This window comes from Streptomyces specialis (assembly GCF_001493375.1).
Taxonomy (GTDB): Bacteria; Actinomycetota; Actinomycetes; order Streptomycetales; family Streptomycetaceae; genus Streptomyces; species Streptomyces specialis.
Genome location: NZ_LN929893.1, coordinates 382,915 through 396,325 on the forward strand (window position 1 = coordinate 382,915; position 13,411 = coordinate 396,325).

Here is a 13,411-nt window from a genome sequence, read left to right on the forward strand (position 1 = left end):
CATCGGTGCCCCAGGAGGGATCCGCCCGTGGAGACCATGCTCGCCGGCCGCCTGCATCTGACGACCAGGCGGTTCGCCGTCGAGGAGGTGCCGGTGCCCGTCCCCGGGCCGGGGGAAGTGCTGATCGAGGTGAAGGCCGCCGGGGTCTGCCTGTCCGACGTCCACCTCATCGACGGCACGCTGCGCCCGATGTTCAACCCCGCGGACGCCGTCACCCTCGGCCACGAGGTCGCGGGCGTCGTGCACACCCCCGGACCTGGCGTCGCCGAGGAGTGGACGCCGGGCACGCGCGTCGTCCTCGTCGCCGGGCAGAGCTGCGGCGCGTGCGTCAACTGCCGCCGCCGGCGGGCCTCCTGCCTGCGCACCCTCACCCGGGGCGTGGACTACGACGGCGGCTGGGCGCGGTACGCCCTGGCCCGCGAGGACACCCTGCTGCGCATCCCCGACAGCCTGCCGTTCGACCAGGCGGCGATCATCCCCGACGCGGTCTCGACGCCCTACGCGGCCGTGGTGGCGACCGGTGGCGTCCGGCCCGCGCAGGCCGTCGGCGTGTGGGGCGCGGGCGGTCTGGGCGCGCACGGCGTGCGCTGCGCCCGGCTGGCGGGGGCCGCGCCGGTGATCGCGGTGGACCCGCTGCCCGGTGCGCGCGAGCGGGCCCTCGCCTTCGGCGCCGACGTGGCGCTGGACCCGGCGGCGCCGGACTTCGCGGACGAGCTGCGCCGGGCCACCGACGGCGCGGGCCTGGACGTCGCGTTCGACTTCGCGGGCGTCCCGGCCGTGCGCGAGCAGGCCGCCCGTGCCCTCGCCACCGGGGGCGTGCTGGTCCTGGTCGGGCTCACGCCGCAGCCGCTGTCCCTCGCCAACGGCACCCTGTTCAGCTATCGGGGCAACCAACTGCGCGGCCACTACGGCTCGGACCCGGAGCACGTCGAGCAGCTCGTCCGGCTGGCGTCGGCCGGCCGGCTCGACCTCGGCCCCTCGATCAGCGGTCACCTTCCCCTGTCCGAAGCGGCCGAAGCGGTGGAGCGGCTGGAGCACAAGACCGGCGATCCGGTCCGTCTGGTGCTCGTGCCGTAGCTGGTTCTTGTGCCCGGGCGGGGCGCGGACATGCGCGACCGGGGCCGGATGTGGCGCGGACCGCATTTTCCATAGAACTCCCGAATGGGGGTAGCTGGCCGACATGGGCTGGAATGAACTTGTGCAGCAGGTGAGGCAGTACGGGCAGTACGAATCCGGATCGGAGGCCGAGCGGGTGACCCGCGTCGTGCTGTCCGAGCTGGGCGGCCATCTGACGGGCGACGAGCGGGCCGATCTGGCCCGCTCGCTGCCCACCGAGGCGGCGGCGCTGCTGGTCGGCGGGGACCCGGCCGAACGGCCGCTGGCCGCCGCCGAGTTCGTCCGCGACGTGGCGGCGCGGTTCGACGGCGCCACCGAGGCCACCGCCCGGTGGGACGTCAGCTCGGTGCTCTGTGTCGTGGCGCAGACGGCCGACGAGGATCTGGTGGACAGGGTGATCGGCGCGCTCCCGCCGGGCTACGCCCTGCTCTTCGGCCGGGCGGAGCTGGCGCGCGCCGCCTGAGCGACGGGCGGCCCGCGCCGGCGGGACGGCGCGCTCCCCGGGGGCTCAGTCGGCGGGGTCCCCGGAGGCGCAGGGCGGGAAGAACTGCACGCTGCTCACCGGGTCCGTGTCATAGCCGGTGGTCCGCTCGACACGGCCTATCTCGGTGTCGCAGCGGGTGTCCCCGTACAGCACGGCGGTGAACACCGTGCCGTTGAAACCGCTCATGACCGGCTCGTCGGAATCACCCAGCTCGTAGCACTGATAAGGCTCGACATCGTCGAGGGCGCCCTCGTTTCCCCCGACTGTGTGGTACGTGAACGTCCCGGTGCCGGCCTGGGCCACGGCGGCCGGCCCGGCGATCGTGAGGAGCACCGCCGCGAACGCGGCCCCCACGGCTTGGCGGATGCGCATCTTGCTCGCCCCTCCCGGCGAAGTCCCACTGGCTCGTCTCCCTACGATTACCCACAGTGACGGCCGGTACGCGCCTTGTCCCCCGATCGGGTGAGGGTGGGGCTCAGCCGAGAACGCCCGCCAGCACGCTCAGGGCCCACTCCAGTTCGTCCTCGGTGATGGTGAGCGGCGGCGCCAGGCGGATCGTCGAGCCGTGGGTGTCCTTCACCAGCAAGCCCTCCCCCATCAGCCGCTCGCACACCTCCCGGCCCGTGCCGAGGGCCGGTTCCACGTCCACGCCCGCCCACAGTCCCCGGCACCGGTAGGCGACGACGCCCCTGCCGACCAGGGCCGCCAGCCCCGCGTCCAGCACCCGGCCCAGTTCGGCGGCCCGCCGCTGGAACTCCCCCGTCCGCAACAGGTCCACGACGGCCGGGCCGACGGCGGCGGCCAGCGGGTCCCCGCCGAACGTCGAGCCGTGCTCGCCGGGCCGCAGCACGCCGAGCACGTCGCGGCGCGCGACGACGGCGGAGACCGGCACGATGCCGCCGCCCAGGGCCTTGCCGAGCAGCAGCACATCCGGCAGGACGGATTCGTGGTCGACGGCGAGCGTGGTGCCGGTGCGGCCGAGACCGGACTGGATCTCGTCGGCGACGAAGAGTGTGCCGGTGCGCCGGGTCAGCTCCCGTACCCCGGCGAGGTAGCCGTCGTCGGGGATGATGACGCCCGCCTCGCCCTGGACGGGCTCGATGAGCACGGCCGCCGTGGTGTCGTCCACGGCGGCCTCCAGCGCGGCGAGGTCGTTGTAGGGGACGACGCGGAAGCCGGGTGTGAAGGGGCCGAAGCCCTCGCGGGCGACCGGGTCGGTGGAGAAACCGACGATGGTGGTCGTGCGGCCGTGGAAGTTGTCGGCGGCCACCACGATGGTCGCCTCGCCGGGGGCGACGCCCTTGACGTCGTAGGCCCACTTGCGGGCGACCTTGATGCCGCTCTCCACCGCTTCCGCCCCGGTGTTCATCGGCAGTGTCATGTCCAGGCCGGTCAGCTCGGCCAGGCCCTCGGCGAAGCCGGCCAGCCGGTCGTTGCGGAAGGCCCGGGAGGTGAGGGTGAGCCGGTCGAGCTGGCGGTGTGCCGCCGCCACCAGCTCCGGGTGGCGGTGGCCGAAGTTGAGGGCCGAGTAGCCGGCCAGCATGTCGAGGTAGCGGTGCCCCTCGACGTCCTCCACCCAGACGCCCTCGGCGCGCGCGACGACCACGGGCAGCGGGTGGTAGTTGTGCGCGAGGGCCGATTCCTCGGCGGCGATCAGCTCCGCCGACGAGCGGCGTGCGGGGCGGGGCTGCCGGTCTCGTGGGCCCGAAGTTGTGTATAAGAGCCGGGGGCGCGCTGGTCATGGCCTGATCTCCTGGGTGCAGCACTTGATGCCCCCGCCGGCCTTGCGGAACTCCGACAGGTCGAGGGGGACGGGGACGTAACCTCGGTGCGCGAGCCGGCGGATCAGGTCCCGCGCTCCCGGGTCGATGAACACGTGCCGGCCGTCGGAGACGGAGTTGAGGCCGAACGCCAGGGCGTCGTCCTCGCTCGCGATCACCGCGTCCGGAAAGAGCCGTTCCAGCACCGCGCGGCTGCCCGGGGAGAACGCCCCCGGGTAGTAGGCGATGTTCGCATCCGGCCCCTCGTCCTCCAGGACGAACAGCGCCGTGTCGAGGTGGTAGAACCTCGGGTCGGTCAGCCGCAGGCCGATGACCGGCACGCCGAAGAACTCCCGCACCTCCGCGTGCGCGGCCGGAGCGGTGCGGAAGCCGGTCCCGGCCAGGACGTAAGGACCGACCGGCACCAGATCGCCCTCGCCCTCGCAGACCGCCCGCGGCTCGTGCACGTCGAAGCCCGCCGTCTTGAACCACAGCCCGTACGCCGCGCTCTCCGGCCGCCGCTGCGGCGCGCGGAACCGCGAGCCGAACGCCCGGCCGCCGAGGACCAGCGCCGCGTTGGCCGCGAAGACCATGTCCGGCAGGCCGGGAACGGGCGGCACGGTCTCCACGGTGTGCCCGTGGTCGCGGTACGCGCCGACCAGCGTCCGCCACTGCGTCAGCGCCAGCCCGGTGTCGACGGGGGTGCCCACGCGCATCCAGGGGTTGATCGCGTACAGCACGTCGAAGTGCCGGGGCTCGCAGGTCAGGTAGCGCCGGGATCGCCGCGCGCGTGAGGGTCCCATGGATCAACGGTAGGAACGGGTGCGGTAACCGACAAGAAACCACGATTGCGCGGGCGCGCAGCGGTGTTGCGTTGTTGGGCCGATCAGCGGCTGATCGTTTCGTCCGGATGGGTGGGAGGGCTGGCCGCGGCCTCCGGGCTGCCGGCGATGAGGTGGGAGAGGACGATGAAGCTGATCGTCTTGCGGATGAACGGCTCGGCGCGGATGCGTTCGAGCACCTCCTCGAAGTGCGCGATGTCGCTGGCCCGGATGTGGAGCAGGGCGTCGGCGCCGCCGGTCACCGTCATGGCGGCGGTGATCTCCGGGTAGTCCCGCACCACCTCGGCCAGCCGCCGGGGCGGGGCGGCGCTGTCGCAGTACACCTCGACGTACGCCTCGGTGCGCCAGCCGAGGGCGGGGGGGCTGACCATCGTGGTGAACCCGGTGATCACCTGGGCCTCCCGCCTCCGGTCGACGCGGCGTTTGACGGCGGGGGCGGACAGGCCGATGGCGGCGCCGATCTCGGCGAAGCTGGTCCTGGCGTTCTCGATCAGCGCGGCGACGATCTTCCGGTCGAGATCGTCGAGGGCCATGGGGTGACTGGTCATGACGGCGGCCCCTCGGGGGTGTGCGGACGGCGATGCCGGGGCGCGGTGGCGCCGCTGACATTGTCGTCTCAGGCCGTGGGCAGCCGGGAGGCGTGGACCGATCGGTACCGGGCGTCGTGGAAGAGCTTGGCGGTCAGCAGGTCGCGGCCGGACGCCAGGACCGGCAGGGCCGCGGCGGCCAGCATCACGCCGAGGCACGGCCCCAGGAAGTAGACCCACAGGGCGCCGAACTCCCCGGTCACCAGATCGGGCCCGAACGTGCGGGCCGGGTTCATGCTGGCCCCGGTCGGCGGTCCGCCGATGGGCACGAGCGCCGTCAGCGCCGCGGCCGACGCCACCGGGGTCCAGGGGGCGGTCCTGGCCGAGGAGAGCATCAGGAAGATCGCGAACACCAGGCAGAACGTCAGCGCCACCTCGATCCCGAGCGCGGGCCACTCCCCCAGTCCGGGGGCGGGCTCCGTGCGAGCGTACCCGGCGGTCCGCGCCCACGAGCCGGCGGTGGCCCGGAAGGCCGCCGCGGCCAGGCAGGCGCCGGCGATCTGGGCGGCGGCGTAACCGATCAGATCGTGCGGGTGGGTCTGGCCGCGCGCCCAGAACCCGAGGGTCACCGCCGGGTTGAGATGGGCGCCGCTGCGGCGTCCGAGCGGGGACAGCGCCACGGTCATCGAGAGCAGCCCGATCGAGGCGCCGATCAGCGTCAGCCGCAGCGCCGTCGCGGGCAGGGCCTGGTGGACCGGTGACCGGGGGCTCTCCACCACGCCCACCAGGACGAAGGCGCCGAACAGCACGAACGCCGTCCCCGCCAGCTCGCACAGCCAGTCGACCGGGTGCCAGCCGCCCGTGGCCAGCCGGGACGCCGCGATCCGCCGGACCGGACGCCGCCGCCGCGCCGACCTGGTCATGGGTGCCTCCCGGGGGTTCGTCGAGGCGTCCGGGTACCCCACGACCGGCGGGTGAAATCGCACATTCCGCGCATATGGGTCAATCTGGGCGCAGCGCTCCGGCCGCCACGCGCAGGTCCGCGACCAGGCCCGCGTAGACCGCTTCGCGGTCCTCGTCCGCCCGCAGCACGGCGGACGGGTGGATCGTCGCCACCAGCACCGCGCCGTCCGCGTCGGGCAAGGGCAGCGGAACGCCGCGCTCCTTCGTGACGCGGAACGCCGAGCCGCGCAGCGCCTTGCCGGCCGTGGCGCCCAGCGCGACCACGACCTCCGGCTCCACCGCGCGCAGTTCCGCCAGCAGCCACGGCTTGCACGCGCTCAGCTCGCGCAGCCCCGGCGCCTTGTGGATGCGGCGCTTGCCCGAGCCGGTGCGGGTGAACTTGAAGTGCTTCACCGCGTTCGTCACATACGTCCCGGCCGGGTCGAGGCCCGCGTCGTCGATCGCGCGGGCCAGCAGTTTCCCGGCCGGGCCGACGAACGGCTCGCCGCGCCGGTCCTCCTGATCGCCGGGCTGCTCCCCGACCAGCAGCACCCGCGCGGCGGTGTCCCCCGAGCCGAACACGGTCTGTGTCGCGTCCCGGTGGAGCGGGCACCCCTCACACCCGGCGGCGGCGCGCCGCAGGGCCGCCAGGCCGGCACCGTCCGGGACGTACGGCGTCGCGTCGTACCTGTCGTCCTCACGCATGCCCGCCCGGGTACCCCGGCGGACGCGGGCCTACCGGGCCGGGACGGGTGACGGCCGGCCGCCTCGACGGCACGACGCGCGGACTCACCGTTCCGTCGCCGCCCGGTCACGGGAACGCGCCGACCGGGCCCGGCGACGTGGCGTGCGGCGCGCGGCCGAGGTCACCGCCAGGAGCGCCGATCCGGCGAGACAGGAGAGGAGCGCGGGATTGATCCAGGGCGGCACGGTGTCGATCGCCCCGTCCGACCAGTGGCAGACCGCGGCGACCGGGAAGTACCTCACCTCACGCGCGTGGAGACCGGGGTTGTCCGCGTCCCGGCCCGGGGCTTCGGGAGAGCCGTACCGCGCGATCGAGCAGGCGTGGTAGTCGGATTCTCCCCCGTTCCACGTGTACATCGCTCCGGGGATGTACAGGACCAGGGCGGCGGCCAGGAGCAGTACGGCCCCGTCGGCCCACGAGCGCGGCTCGTCGCGCCACAGCCTTCGGCCACGGCTGCTGAGCGTGCCGCAGAGGTAGGCGATGAGCGCGGCGGTGACGAGCGGGAGGACCAGAAGGAGCACGCCCGGTGTCATGTCATCCTCCGGAGCCCCGGGAGGGGGCCGTCCCGTTCGGGCGCGCATGTCCGGAAACGCAAGCGAAGCCCCCTCGTGATCGCTCGGCGACAGCGTTCCACTCTGGCACGCGCCCGGCCGCCGGGGCCGTTCCGTGGGCGGAATGACCGGAAGTCATCTCGTCACCGCCCGCGCGCTGTTCGCGTGGGGCGGCCGTGCGCCTCGTTCGACAGGCGCGGGGAGCCGGGGCGTGGCCTGCGTGGCGCGCACGCGCCGCATACGGTGGGAGCGGTCAGGGTCCCGCACGCACGGAGGAGTTCCGCAGATGAGCGACACCTACGACGTCATCGTCATCGGCGCCGGACCGGTCGGTGAGAACGTCGCCGACCGGACCCGGGCCGCCGGGCTGAGCACGGCCGTCGTCGAGAGCGAACTCGTGGGCGGCGAGTGCTCGTACTGGGCCTGCATCCCCAGCAAGGCCCTCCTGCGCCCGCCCGCCGCGCTCGCCGCCGCCCGCGCGGTGGCCGGTGCGCGGGAGGCGGCCGGCGGGCGGCTCGACGCGGCGGCCGTGCTCGCCAGGCGCGACAGCTTCGTCTCCAACTGGGAGGACGACGGCCAGGTTTCGTGGGTGGAGTCGACCGGTGCCGACCTGTTCCGCGGCCACGGCCGCCTCGACGGGCCGCGGACCGTCACCGTCGAGGCGCCGGACGGCGGCGTCCGGCGTCTCACCGCCCGGCACGCGGTCGCGGTCTGCACGGGCAGCGCCGCCGTCGTGCCGGATCTGCCCGGGGTCGCCGACGCGCGGCCGTGGACCAGCAGGGAGGCCACCAGCGCCAAGGAGGTGCCGGGCCGGCTGGCCGTGGTGGGCGGCGGCGTGGTCGGCGTGGAGATGGCCGCCGCCTGGGCCGCGCTCGGATCGCGGGTGACGCTGCTCATGCGCGGCGACCGGGCATTGCCGAGGATGGAGCCGTTCGCCGGTGAGCTGGTGGCCGAGGGACTGGCGGCGGCGGGCGTGGACATCCGCGCCGGAGTGTCCGTCACGCGGGTGGACCGGGCCGGCTCCTCCGGCCCGGTGACGGTGTCGCTGGACAACGGTGAGCGGCTCGACGCGGACGAGATCCTGTTCGCCACCGGCCGGGCGCCGCGTACCACCGATCTGGGCCTGGAGACCGTGGGGTTGGAGCCCGGCTCGTGGCTGGAGACGGACGACGCGCTGCGGGTGCAGGGCGTCGAGGGCGACTGGCTGTACGCGGTGGGCGACGCCAACCACCGTTCCCTGCTGACCCATCAGGGCAAGTACCAGGCGCGCGTGGTGGGTTCGGTGATCGCCGCGCGTGCCGCGGGCGCGCCCGTCGACGGGACGCCGTGGGGCCCGCACGCGGCGACGGCCGACAATATGGCGGTTCCGCAAGTGGTGTTCACCGAACCGGAGGCCGCCTCGGTCGGCCTGACGGCGCGGGAGGCGGAACGGGCGGGCCGCCGGACCCGCGTGGTGGACTACGAACTGGGCGACGTGTCGGGCGCGGCGCTGTACGCCGACGACTACAAGGGCCGCGCCCGGATGATCGTGGACCTGGACCGGAACACCGTCGTCGGCGCCACGTTCGTCGGCCCGCACGCGGGCGAGTTGCTGCACGCGGCGACCGTCGCGGTCACCGGCGAGGTCCCGATCGACCGGCTGTGGCACGCGGTTCCGTCGTTCCCGACGATGAGCGAGATCTGGCTGCGCCTGCTGGAGACCTACCGGGGCTGAACGCCGGGCGTGGCCCGGGGCCCCGACGCGGGTAGCCTCGCAGCGACTTCCCGACAAGAGCACGGACCGGCGGACGACGGGACGGAGGGCGGACGGATGGCCGAGCACATCACGGTGCTCACGACGACGGACAGCAGAGAGGACGCCGAGCAGCTCGCCACGTCGGCGGTCGAGGCGAGACTCGCCGCCTGCGCGCAGATCGACGGGCCGGTCACCAGCGTGTACTGGTGGGAGGGTTCGGTGCGGACCGACCAGGAGTGGCGGGTGCTCTACAAGACACCGGCCGCGAAGTACGACGCGCTGGAGGCGCACATCCGCGGCGTCCACGCGTACGAGACGCCGGAGATCATCGCCACCGAGATCACCCGGGGCAGCGCGGCGTATCTCCAGTGGCTGCATCAGGAGACGTCGTCCTGAGCGGCGGGCCGGCGCGGCGGCCCGCCGCGTTCAGTCCTGGCCGAAGCCGCTGAGGATCTCCTCGCACACGTCGCCGACGAAGTCCCCCAGGGACCGGTCGCCGATGTCGCACGCCGTCTCGGGAACGGCCCGGTCGGTGTCCGGCACGGACTGGTCCCGGGGCTCCGCCCGCTCCTGTTCCTCCTCGGCGGGCGCGGCGGGCGCCTGCTCCGACGGCTCGGGCTCGGGCGGCTCGGGAGTCACGGCGTCGGTCAGTGCCTCGTCGGGAGACGGCTCCGTCAGGTCCACGCTCGGCTCGGGCGCGGTCGGGCCGTCCGTGGACAGCACCGGGCGGGCGTCCTGCCCGTCCGGCGGCACGGTGTCGCGGAGACCGCATCCCGCGGCGGCGAGAAGCGTGAGTGTCACGAGCCCCAGCGTCCTGGGTGAGGTCTTCACTGTGTGTCCTCCTCCGACTCCTCCTTCCGAACACTCTTTCAGACCACCCCCCGGCACGTCTGCCACGCCAACACGATTTGCGCACAGGCATATCAACGGATTCAGGGGGTGCCCGCCCGGCCGTGATGCGCGGGCGCCGGGCTCCGGGCCGGGCGGAGGCTTTAGAGTCGGGGTATGGCTGCTGGCGAGGGCGGAGTACGGGTCGACGCGTGGATCTGGTCGGTGCGGCTGACCAAGACGCGGGCCGTCGCCGCCGCCGCGTGCCGGAGCGGGCACGTGAAGGTCAACGGGGAGCGGGTCAAGCCGGCTTATGCCGTCCGCCCCGGCGACGAGGTGCGGTTGCGGCTGGAGGGGCGGGAGCGGGTGGTCGTCGTGAAGGAGCTGCTGCGCAAGCGCGTCGGGGCTCCCGTCGCCGCCGAGGCCTATGTCGACAACAGTCCGCCGCCACCTCCGCGCGAGGCGGCGGTCGAGGTGCCCGTACGGGACCGGGGGGCCGGGCGGCCCACCAAGCGGGAGCGACGGGAGATCGAGCGGCTGCGCGGTCGCTGAGGTCAGCGGTCCCGCAGGTCCTGGTACTCGGGGTGGCGCTCCAGCCAGCCGGAGATGAACGGGCAGCTCGCCCGCACCCGCAGGTCGCGTTCGCGGGCGTCGTCCAGGGCGGTTCTGGCGAGGGCGCCGCCGATACCCTCGCCCTCGTGGTCGGGCCGTACCTCCGTGTGCGGGTACTCGACGACGCTGCCGGTGCGCGCGTACTCCGCGTAGCCCGCCAGCTCGCCGCCGATCCACGCCTCGAAACGGGCGGCGTCCGTGTTGTCCCGGACCGAGACCGATGCGCTCATGAACCCCATCCTGGCGCGTCCCGGGCCGCCCCGCACTCCGGCGGGGACGGCCCGGGACGGCCCGGGACACAGGTCATGCGCCGCGTTCGGCCAGCATGCCGGTCATGAGCTGGATCTCCGAGTCCTGGGCACGGACCATGCCCGACGCCAGGTTGGTGATCTCGCCGGTTTCCGCCAGCCCGGTCGCCGCCTCGGCCATCTCGACGCCGCCCCGGTGGTGCGCGGTCATCAGCTCCAGGTACAGCACCTCCGCGTCGCGCCCCTCGGCGGCACGCAGCGCGTCCAGATCCTCGTCGGTCGCCATGCCGGGCATCGCGGCGGCACCACCGCTCCCCCCGTGCCCCTCGCCCATCCAGGCCATCGGCTCCGGGGTGCTCTTGGGGACGCCCCAGGTCTCCAGCCAGCCCAGCATCATCCCGCGCTGGTTGGCCTGGGTGTTGATGATGTCGTACGCCAGCAGCCGCACCTCCTCGTCGTCGGTGCGGTCGCGGACGATGAACGACATCTCGACGGCCTGCTGGTGGTGGACGGCCATGGCGCGGGCGAAGCCGACGTCGGCGGAGTCCTCCCCCGGCGGGTCGGCGTCGGCGGACGACGCCGGGGCGAGCAGGGTGAGGGCGATCAGCACGGCGGCGATCAGCCCGATCGCGGCACTGCCGGCCAGGACCAGGCGCCGTCCGGTCACTCGGCCCGCCCGCCGCTGCACGCCGCACCGGGCTCGGGGGTCTGGGCGCCCTGGACGTAGGTGTCGAAGAACTCCGCGACCCGCTCGTCGGAGGCGCTGTCCAGCGTGAGCTGGTGGCCCCAGGCGGTGAGGGTGATCGGGGACTTCTGGTCGTTCTTGGGGCTCATCAGGGAGTACGGGGTGGCGGAGACGCGCGTGGCGAGGGTCTCGATGTCGGCCTCGGTCGCGGACTCGTTGTAGGTGACCCACACGGCGCCGTGCTCCAGGGAGTGGACGGCGTTCTCGTCCGGTATCTCCTCGGTGTAGACGTCGGCGTCGCAGTTCATCCAGATCGCGCTGTGGTCGCCGCCGACCGGCGGGTTCATCGGGTAGTCGACGTCCGTCTCGACGTGGGTCTGGGTCAGGCCGGACCAGGTCTTCTCGCCGCGGATGTCCGAGGCGGAGGCCGCGTTGAGCTTGGGGCCGCTCTCCTTGTCGTCGTTCTCCGCGCCGGCCACGGCGATGGCGATGCCGGTGACGAGCGCGGCGACGACGACGGCGCTGGAGACGATGGCGATCAGGCGGTTGCGGCGGTCGCGGGCGCGCTCCTTGCGGCGGGCGTCCTCGATCTTGGCCCGGCGGGCGGCGAGAACCTGCTGCTTGTTCGACTTGCTGGGCTTGGCGGCCATGGAAGGTCCTTAAGCGAAGGAAAGCCAGAAAAGAAGGGGGGAAAGGGGGAAACGCGAAGAACACGAAGAACGCGGAGAAGGCGTTTCCCGGCTAGGTTCGCTGGACCTGGAGGCGGTGCAGATCGACGGAGTGGGCGCCGTCGTACGCGGCGCCGGTGATGCCCGGCACGGCCCGCGACCGGGCGGCGGGCGGCGCCGGGGGGGGGGGGGGGGGGGGGGGGGGGGGGGCTGGCGCTTATACACATTCTGACGCTGCCGACGAAGAGGGGAGTGGAGATGTAGGGGGGTGCGGAAGGAGTGAAGTAAAAAAGAGGGTAAAAGGAGTGGGGGCGGCAGAGGGCGCAGACAGAACGCACGAAGGGCGGGGACGTGGAGTGCGAGCGGGGGCGGCGGCAGCGGGTCGGTGGCGGTGCCCGGGCCGACGTGGCAGGTGCTGCCGGGTCGTTCGGCATCGACCATGTCGATGGGGGCCGCGGCCGTCGGGGCCGTGAGCGGCCGGACGAGGGTCCGCGTCACCGGGCTCCGCTCGGCGCGGTGCTCCGCGGCGGCGGGCACGGTGAGGCCGAGGGCGCACAGCAGGGAGACGATGACGAGCGCGCAGCCGGAGACGGCGGCACGTCTGGTGTCCCCGCCCGGTCTCCGGCCGGGTCTATGACCGGGTATTCGTATCGTCGTCATCGTCGGCCATCGTACTCATCCGGCCGCGCGGGCCAAGGCCCCCGCGGGCACCGGGGGCGGCCGGGGCGCCGCACACCGTTACCGCCGGGTTCGCCGCCGCGCGGCCCGTCGGCCGGTAGCGTGGGAACGGCTTCGCGCCACAGGTGAGTTGTGATCCATTGATGTGAAGGACGCTAAGGAGACGCCGGGATGGTATTCAAGAAGTTGCTCGGAGCGCTCGGCGTGGGGGGTCCCTCGGTGGACACGGTCCTCAACGGCGGTGCGGTCGTCCCGGGTTCGGCCCTGGCCGGCCAGGTGCTGGTGCGCGGCGGCTCGAACGACGCGGAGATCACGCATGTGACGCTCCACTTCGTGGCCCGGGTCGAGGCCGAGGGCGGGGACTACGAGACGCAGGGCACGGTCGCCTTCCACAGCCAGACGGTCGGCGGTGGCTTCAAGCTGGGCGAGGGGCAGCAGTTCGCGGTGCCGTTCTCCGTGCAGGTCCCCTGGGAGACGCCGATCACCGAGGTCTACGGCCAGCCGCTGGGCATCGTGCTGGGGGTCAAGACCGAGCTGGCGGTGGCGGGCGCGGTGGACCAGGGCGACCTGGACCCGCTGCTGGTCCGGCCGCTGCCCGCGCAGCAGGCGATCCTGGAGGCGTTCGGGCAGCTCGGCTTCGGTTTCAAGTCCGCCGACCTGGAGCTGGGCCGGATAGGGGGAACGGGCCAGACGCTGCCGTTCTACCAGGAGATCGAGATCACGCCGCCGCCGCACTACGCGCACGCGATCAACGAGATCGAGATCAGCTTCATCGCCTCGCCGTCCGGTGTGGAGGTGGTGCTGGAGGCCGACAAGCGCGGTGGCATGTTCACCGGCGGCGGCGACTCCCTGGGCCGGTACACGGTCAGCCACCAGAGCGTCGCCACCACCGACTGGAACGCCGAGGTGGACGGCTGGGTGCGCCGCCTGGCCGAGCGCCGGCGCTGACACCCGCCGCCGACGCGGACGCCTGCCGCCGCCCGGACCGGA

At 73.5% G+C, this 13,411-nt stretch carries 16 protein-coding genes and 1 pseudogene; 6 read left to right on the top strand and 11 right to left on the bottom strand.

What is annotated here, in order from left to right:
* Window positions 1-27 precede the first annotated feature (27 nt).
* Window positions 28-1,077 carry a zinc-binding dehydrogenase gene (locus BN2279_RS11520; protein ID WP_059008602.1) on the top strand — a complete coding sequence of 350 codons (1,050 nt, stop codon included), beginning with the start codon at window positions 28-30 and terminating at the stop codon, window positions 1,075-1,077.
* A gap of 121 nt (window positions 1,078-1,198) precedes the next feature.
* Complete coding sequence (locus BN2279_RS11525) at window positions 1,199-1,579, top strand: DUF2267 domain-containing protein (RefSeq protein ID WP_324612832.1); 381 nt, start codon at window positions 1,199-1,201, stop codon at window positions 1,577-1,579.
* A gap of 45 nt (window positions 1,580-1,624) precedes the next feature.
* Here the strand turns inward: BN2279_RS11525 and BN2279_RS11530 are convergent, their stop codons facing one another.
* From BN2279_RS11530 to BN2279_RS11560, 7 genes are all read right to left on the bottom strand, one after another.
* Window positions 1,625-1,972, bottom strand: a complete 348-nt coding sequence (locus BN2279_RS11530) for a hypothetical protein (RefSeq protein WP_059008604.1) — start codon at window positions 1,970-1,972, stop codon at window positions 1,625-1,627.
* A 103-nt stretch (window positions 1,973-2,075) separates the two neighbouring features.
* A complete protein-coding gene (rocD, locus tag BN2279_RS11535) occupies window positions 2,076-3,257 on the bottom strand; it encodes an ornithine--oxo-acid transaminase (RefSeq protein WP_059008605.1) in 1,182 nt (393 codons plus the stop codon).
* Between the two features lie 81 nt (window positions 3,258-3,338).
* Window positions 3,339-4,163, bottom strand: a complete 825-nt coding sequence (gene ddaH, locus BN2279_RS11540) for a dimethylargininase (RefSeq protein ID WP_059008606.1) — start codon at window positions 4,161-4,163, stop codon at window positions 3,339-3,341.
* Window positions 4,164-4,246: 83 nt separating this feature from the next.
* Window positions 4,247-4,750, bottom strand: coding sequence for an Lrp/AsnC family transcriptional regulator (locus BN2279_RS11545; RefSeq protein ID WP_059008607.1), 504 nt, complete (start codon window positions 4,748-4,750; stop codon window positions 4,247-4,249).
* 68 nt (window positions 4,751-4,818) lie between these two features.
* The gene (locus BN2279_RS11550) at window positions 4,819-5,652 is read right to left on the bottom strand and encodes an MIP/aquaporin family protein (RefSeq protein ID WP_059008608.1); all 834 of its coding nucleotides are present in this window, start codon (window positions 5,650-5,652) and stop codon (window positions 4,819-4,821) included.
* Window positions 5,653-5,731: 79 nt separating this feature from the next.
* Window positions 5,732-6,376, bottom strand: a complete 645-nt coding sequence (locus BN2279_RS11555; protein WP_059008609.1) for a UdgX family uracil-DNA binding protein — start codon at window positions 6,374-6,376, stop codon at window positions 5,732-5,734.
* 84 nt (window positions 6,377-6,460) lie between these two features.
* Window positions 6,461-6,949, bottom strand: coding sequence for a hypothetical protein (locus BN2279_RS11560; protein WP_059008610.1), 489 nt, complete (start codon window positions 6,947-6,949; stop codon window positions 6,461-6,463).
* A gap of 304 nt (window positions 6,950-7,253) precedes the next feature.
* On the opposite strand from BN2279_RS11560, the gene BN2279_RS11565 reads away from it, so the two are divergent.
* Both BN2279_RS11565 and cutA read left to right on the top strand, forming a co-directional pair.
* On the top strand, window positions 7,254-8,681 hold the full coding sequence (locus BN2279_RS11565; RefSeq protein WP_199827709.1) for a dihydrolipoyl dehydrogenase family protein: 1,428 nt from the start codon (window positions 7,254-7,256) through the stop codon (window positions 8,679-8,681).
* Window positions 8,682-8,777: 96 nt separating this feature from the next.
* Window positions 8,778-9,098: a divalent-cation tolerance protein CutA gene (gene cutA / locus BN2279_RS11570; RefSeq protein WP_059008611.1), complete on the top strand. Its 321-nt coding sequence runs from the start codon at window positions 8,778-8,780 to the stop codon at window positions 9,096-9,098.
* A gap of 30 nt (window positions 9,099-9,128) precedes the next feature.
* Here the strand turns inward: cutA and BN2279_RS11575 are convergent, their stop codons facing one another.
* Entirely contained in the window at window positions 9,129-9,503 is a 375-nt protein-coding gene (locus tag BN2279_RS11575; protein ID WP_159037192.1) for a hypothetical protein, read from the bottom strand.
* 204 nt (window positions 9,504-9,707) lie between these two features.
* Between BN2279_RS11575 and BN2279_RS11580 the strand changes: the two genes are divergently transcribed.
* Window positions 9,708-10,082 carry an RNA-binding S4 domain-containing protein gene (locus BN2279_RS11580; protein WP_059008613.1) on the top strand — a complete coding sequence of 125 codons (375 nt, stop codon included), beginning with the start codon at window positions 9,708-9,710 and terminating at the stop codon, window positions 10,080-10,082.
* A gap of 2 nt (window positions 10,083-10,084) precedes the next feature.
* Here the strand turns inward: BN2279_RS11580 and BN2279_RS11585 are convergent, their stop codons facing one another.
* The 3 genes from BN2279_RS11585 to BN2279_RS11595 form a co-directional block, all read right to left on the bottom strand.
* On the bottom strand, window positions 10,085-10,372 hold the full coding sequence (locus BN2279_RS11585; RefSeq protein WP_059008614.1) for a GNAT family N-acetyltransferase: 288 nt from the start codon (window positions 10,370-10,372) through the stop codon (window positions 10,085-10,087).
* Between the two features lie 73 nt (window positions 10,373-10,445).
* Window positions 10,446-11,057: a DUF305 domain-containing protein gene (locus tag BN2279_RS11590; protein ID WP_234347754.1), complete on the bottom strand. Its 612-nt coding sequence runs from the start codon at window positions 11,055-11,057 to the stop codon at window positions 10,446-10,448.
* Window positions 11,054-11,725: a DUF3105 domain-containing protein gene (locus tag BN2279_RS11595; RefSeq protein WP_059008616.1), complete on the bottom strand. Its 672-nt coding sequence runs from the start codon at window positions 11,723-11,725 to the stop codon at window positions 11,054-11,056. The genes BN2279_RS11590 and BN2279_RS11595 overlap by 4 nt, the downstream gene beginning before the upstream one ends.
* An 867-nt stretch (window positions 11,726-12,592) precedes the next feature.
* On the opposite strand from BN2279_RS11595, the pseudogene BN2279_RS11605 reads away from it, so the two are divergent.
* Window positions 12,593-13,363 (top strand): annotated as a pseudogene (locus tag BN2279_RS11605) (sporulation protein); the annotation flags it as partial.
* Window positions 13,364-13,411: the final 48 nt, after the last annotated feature.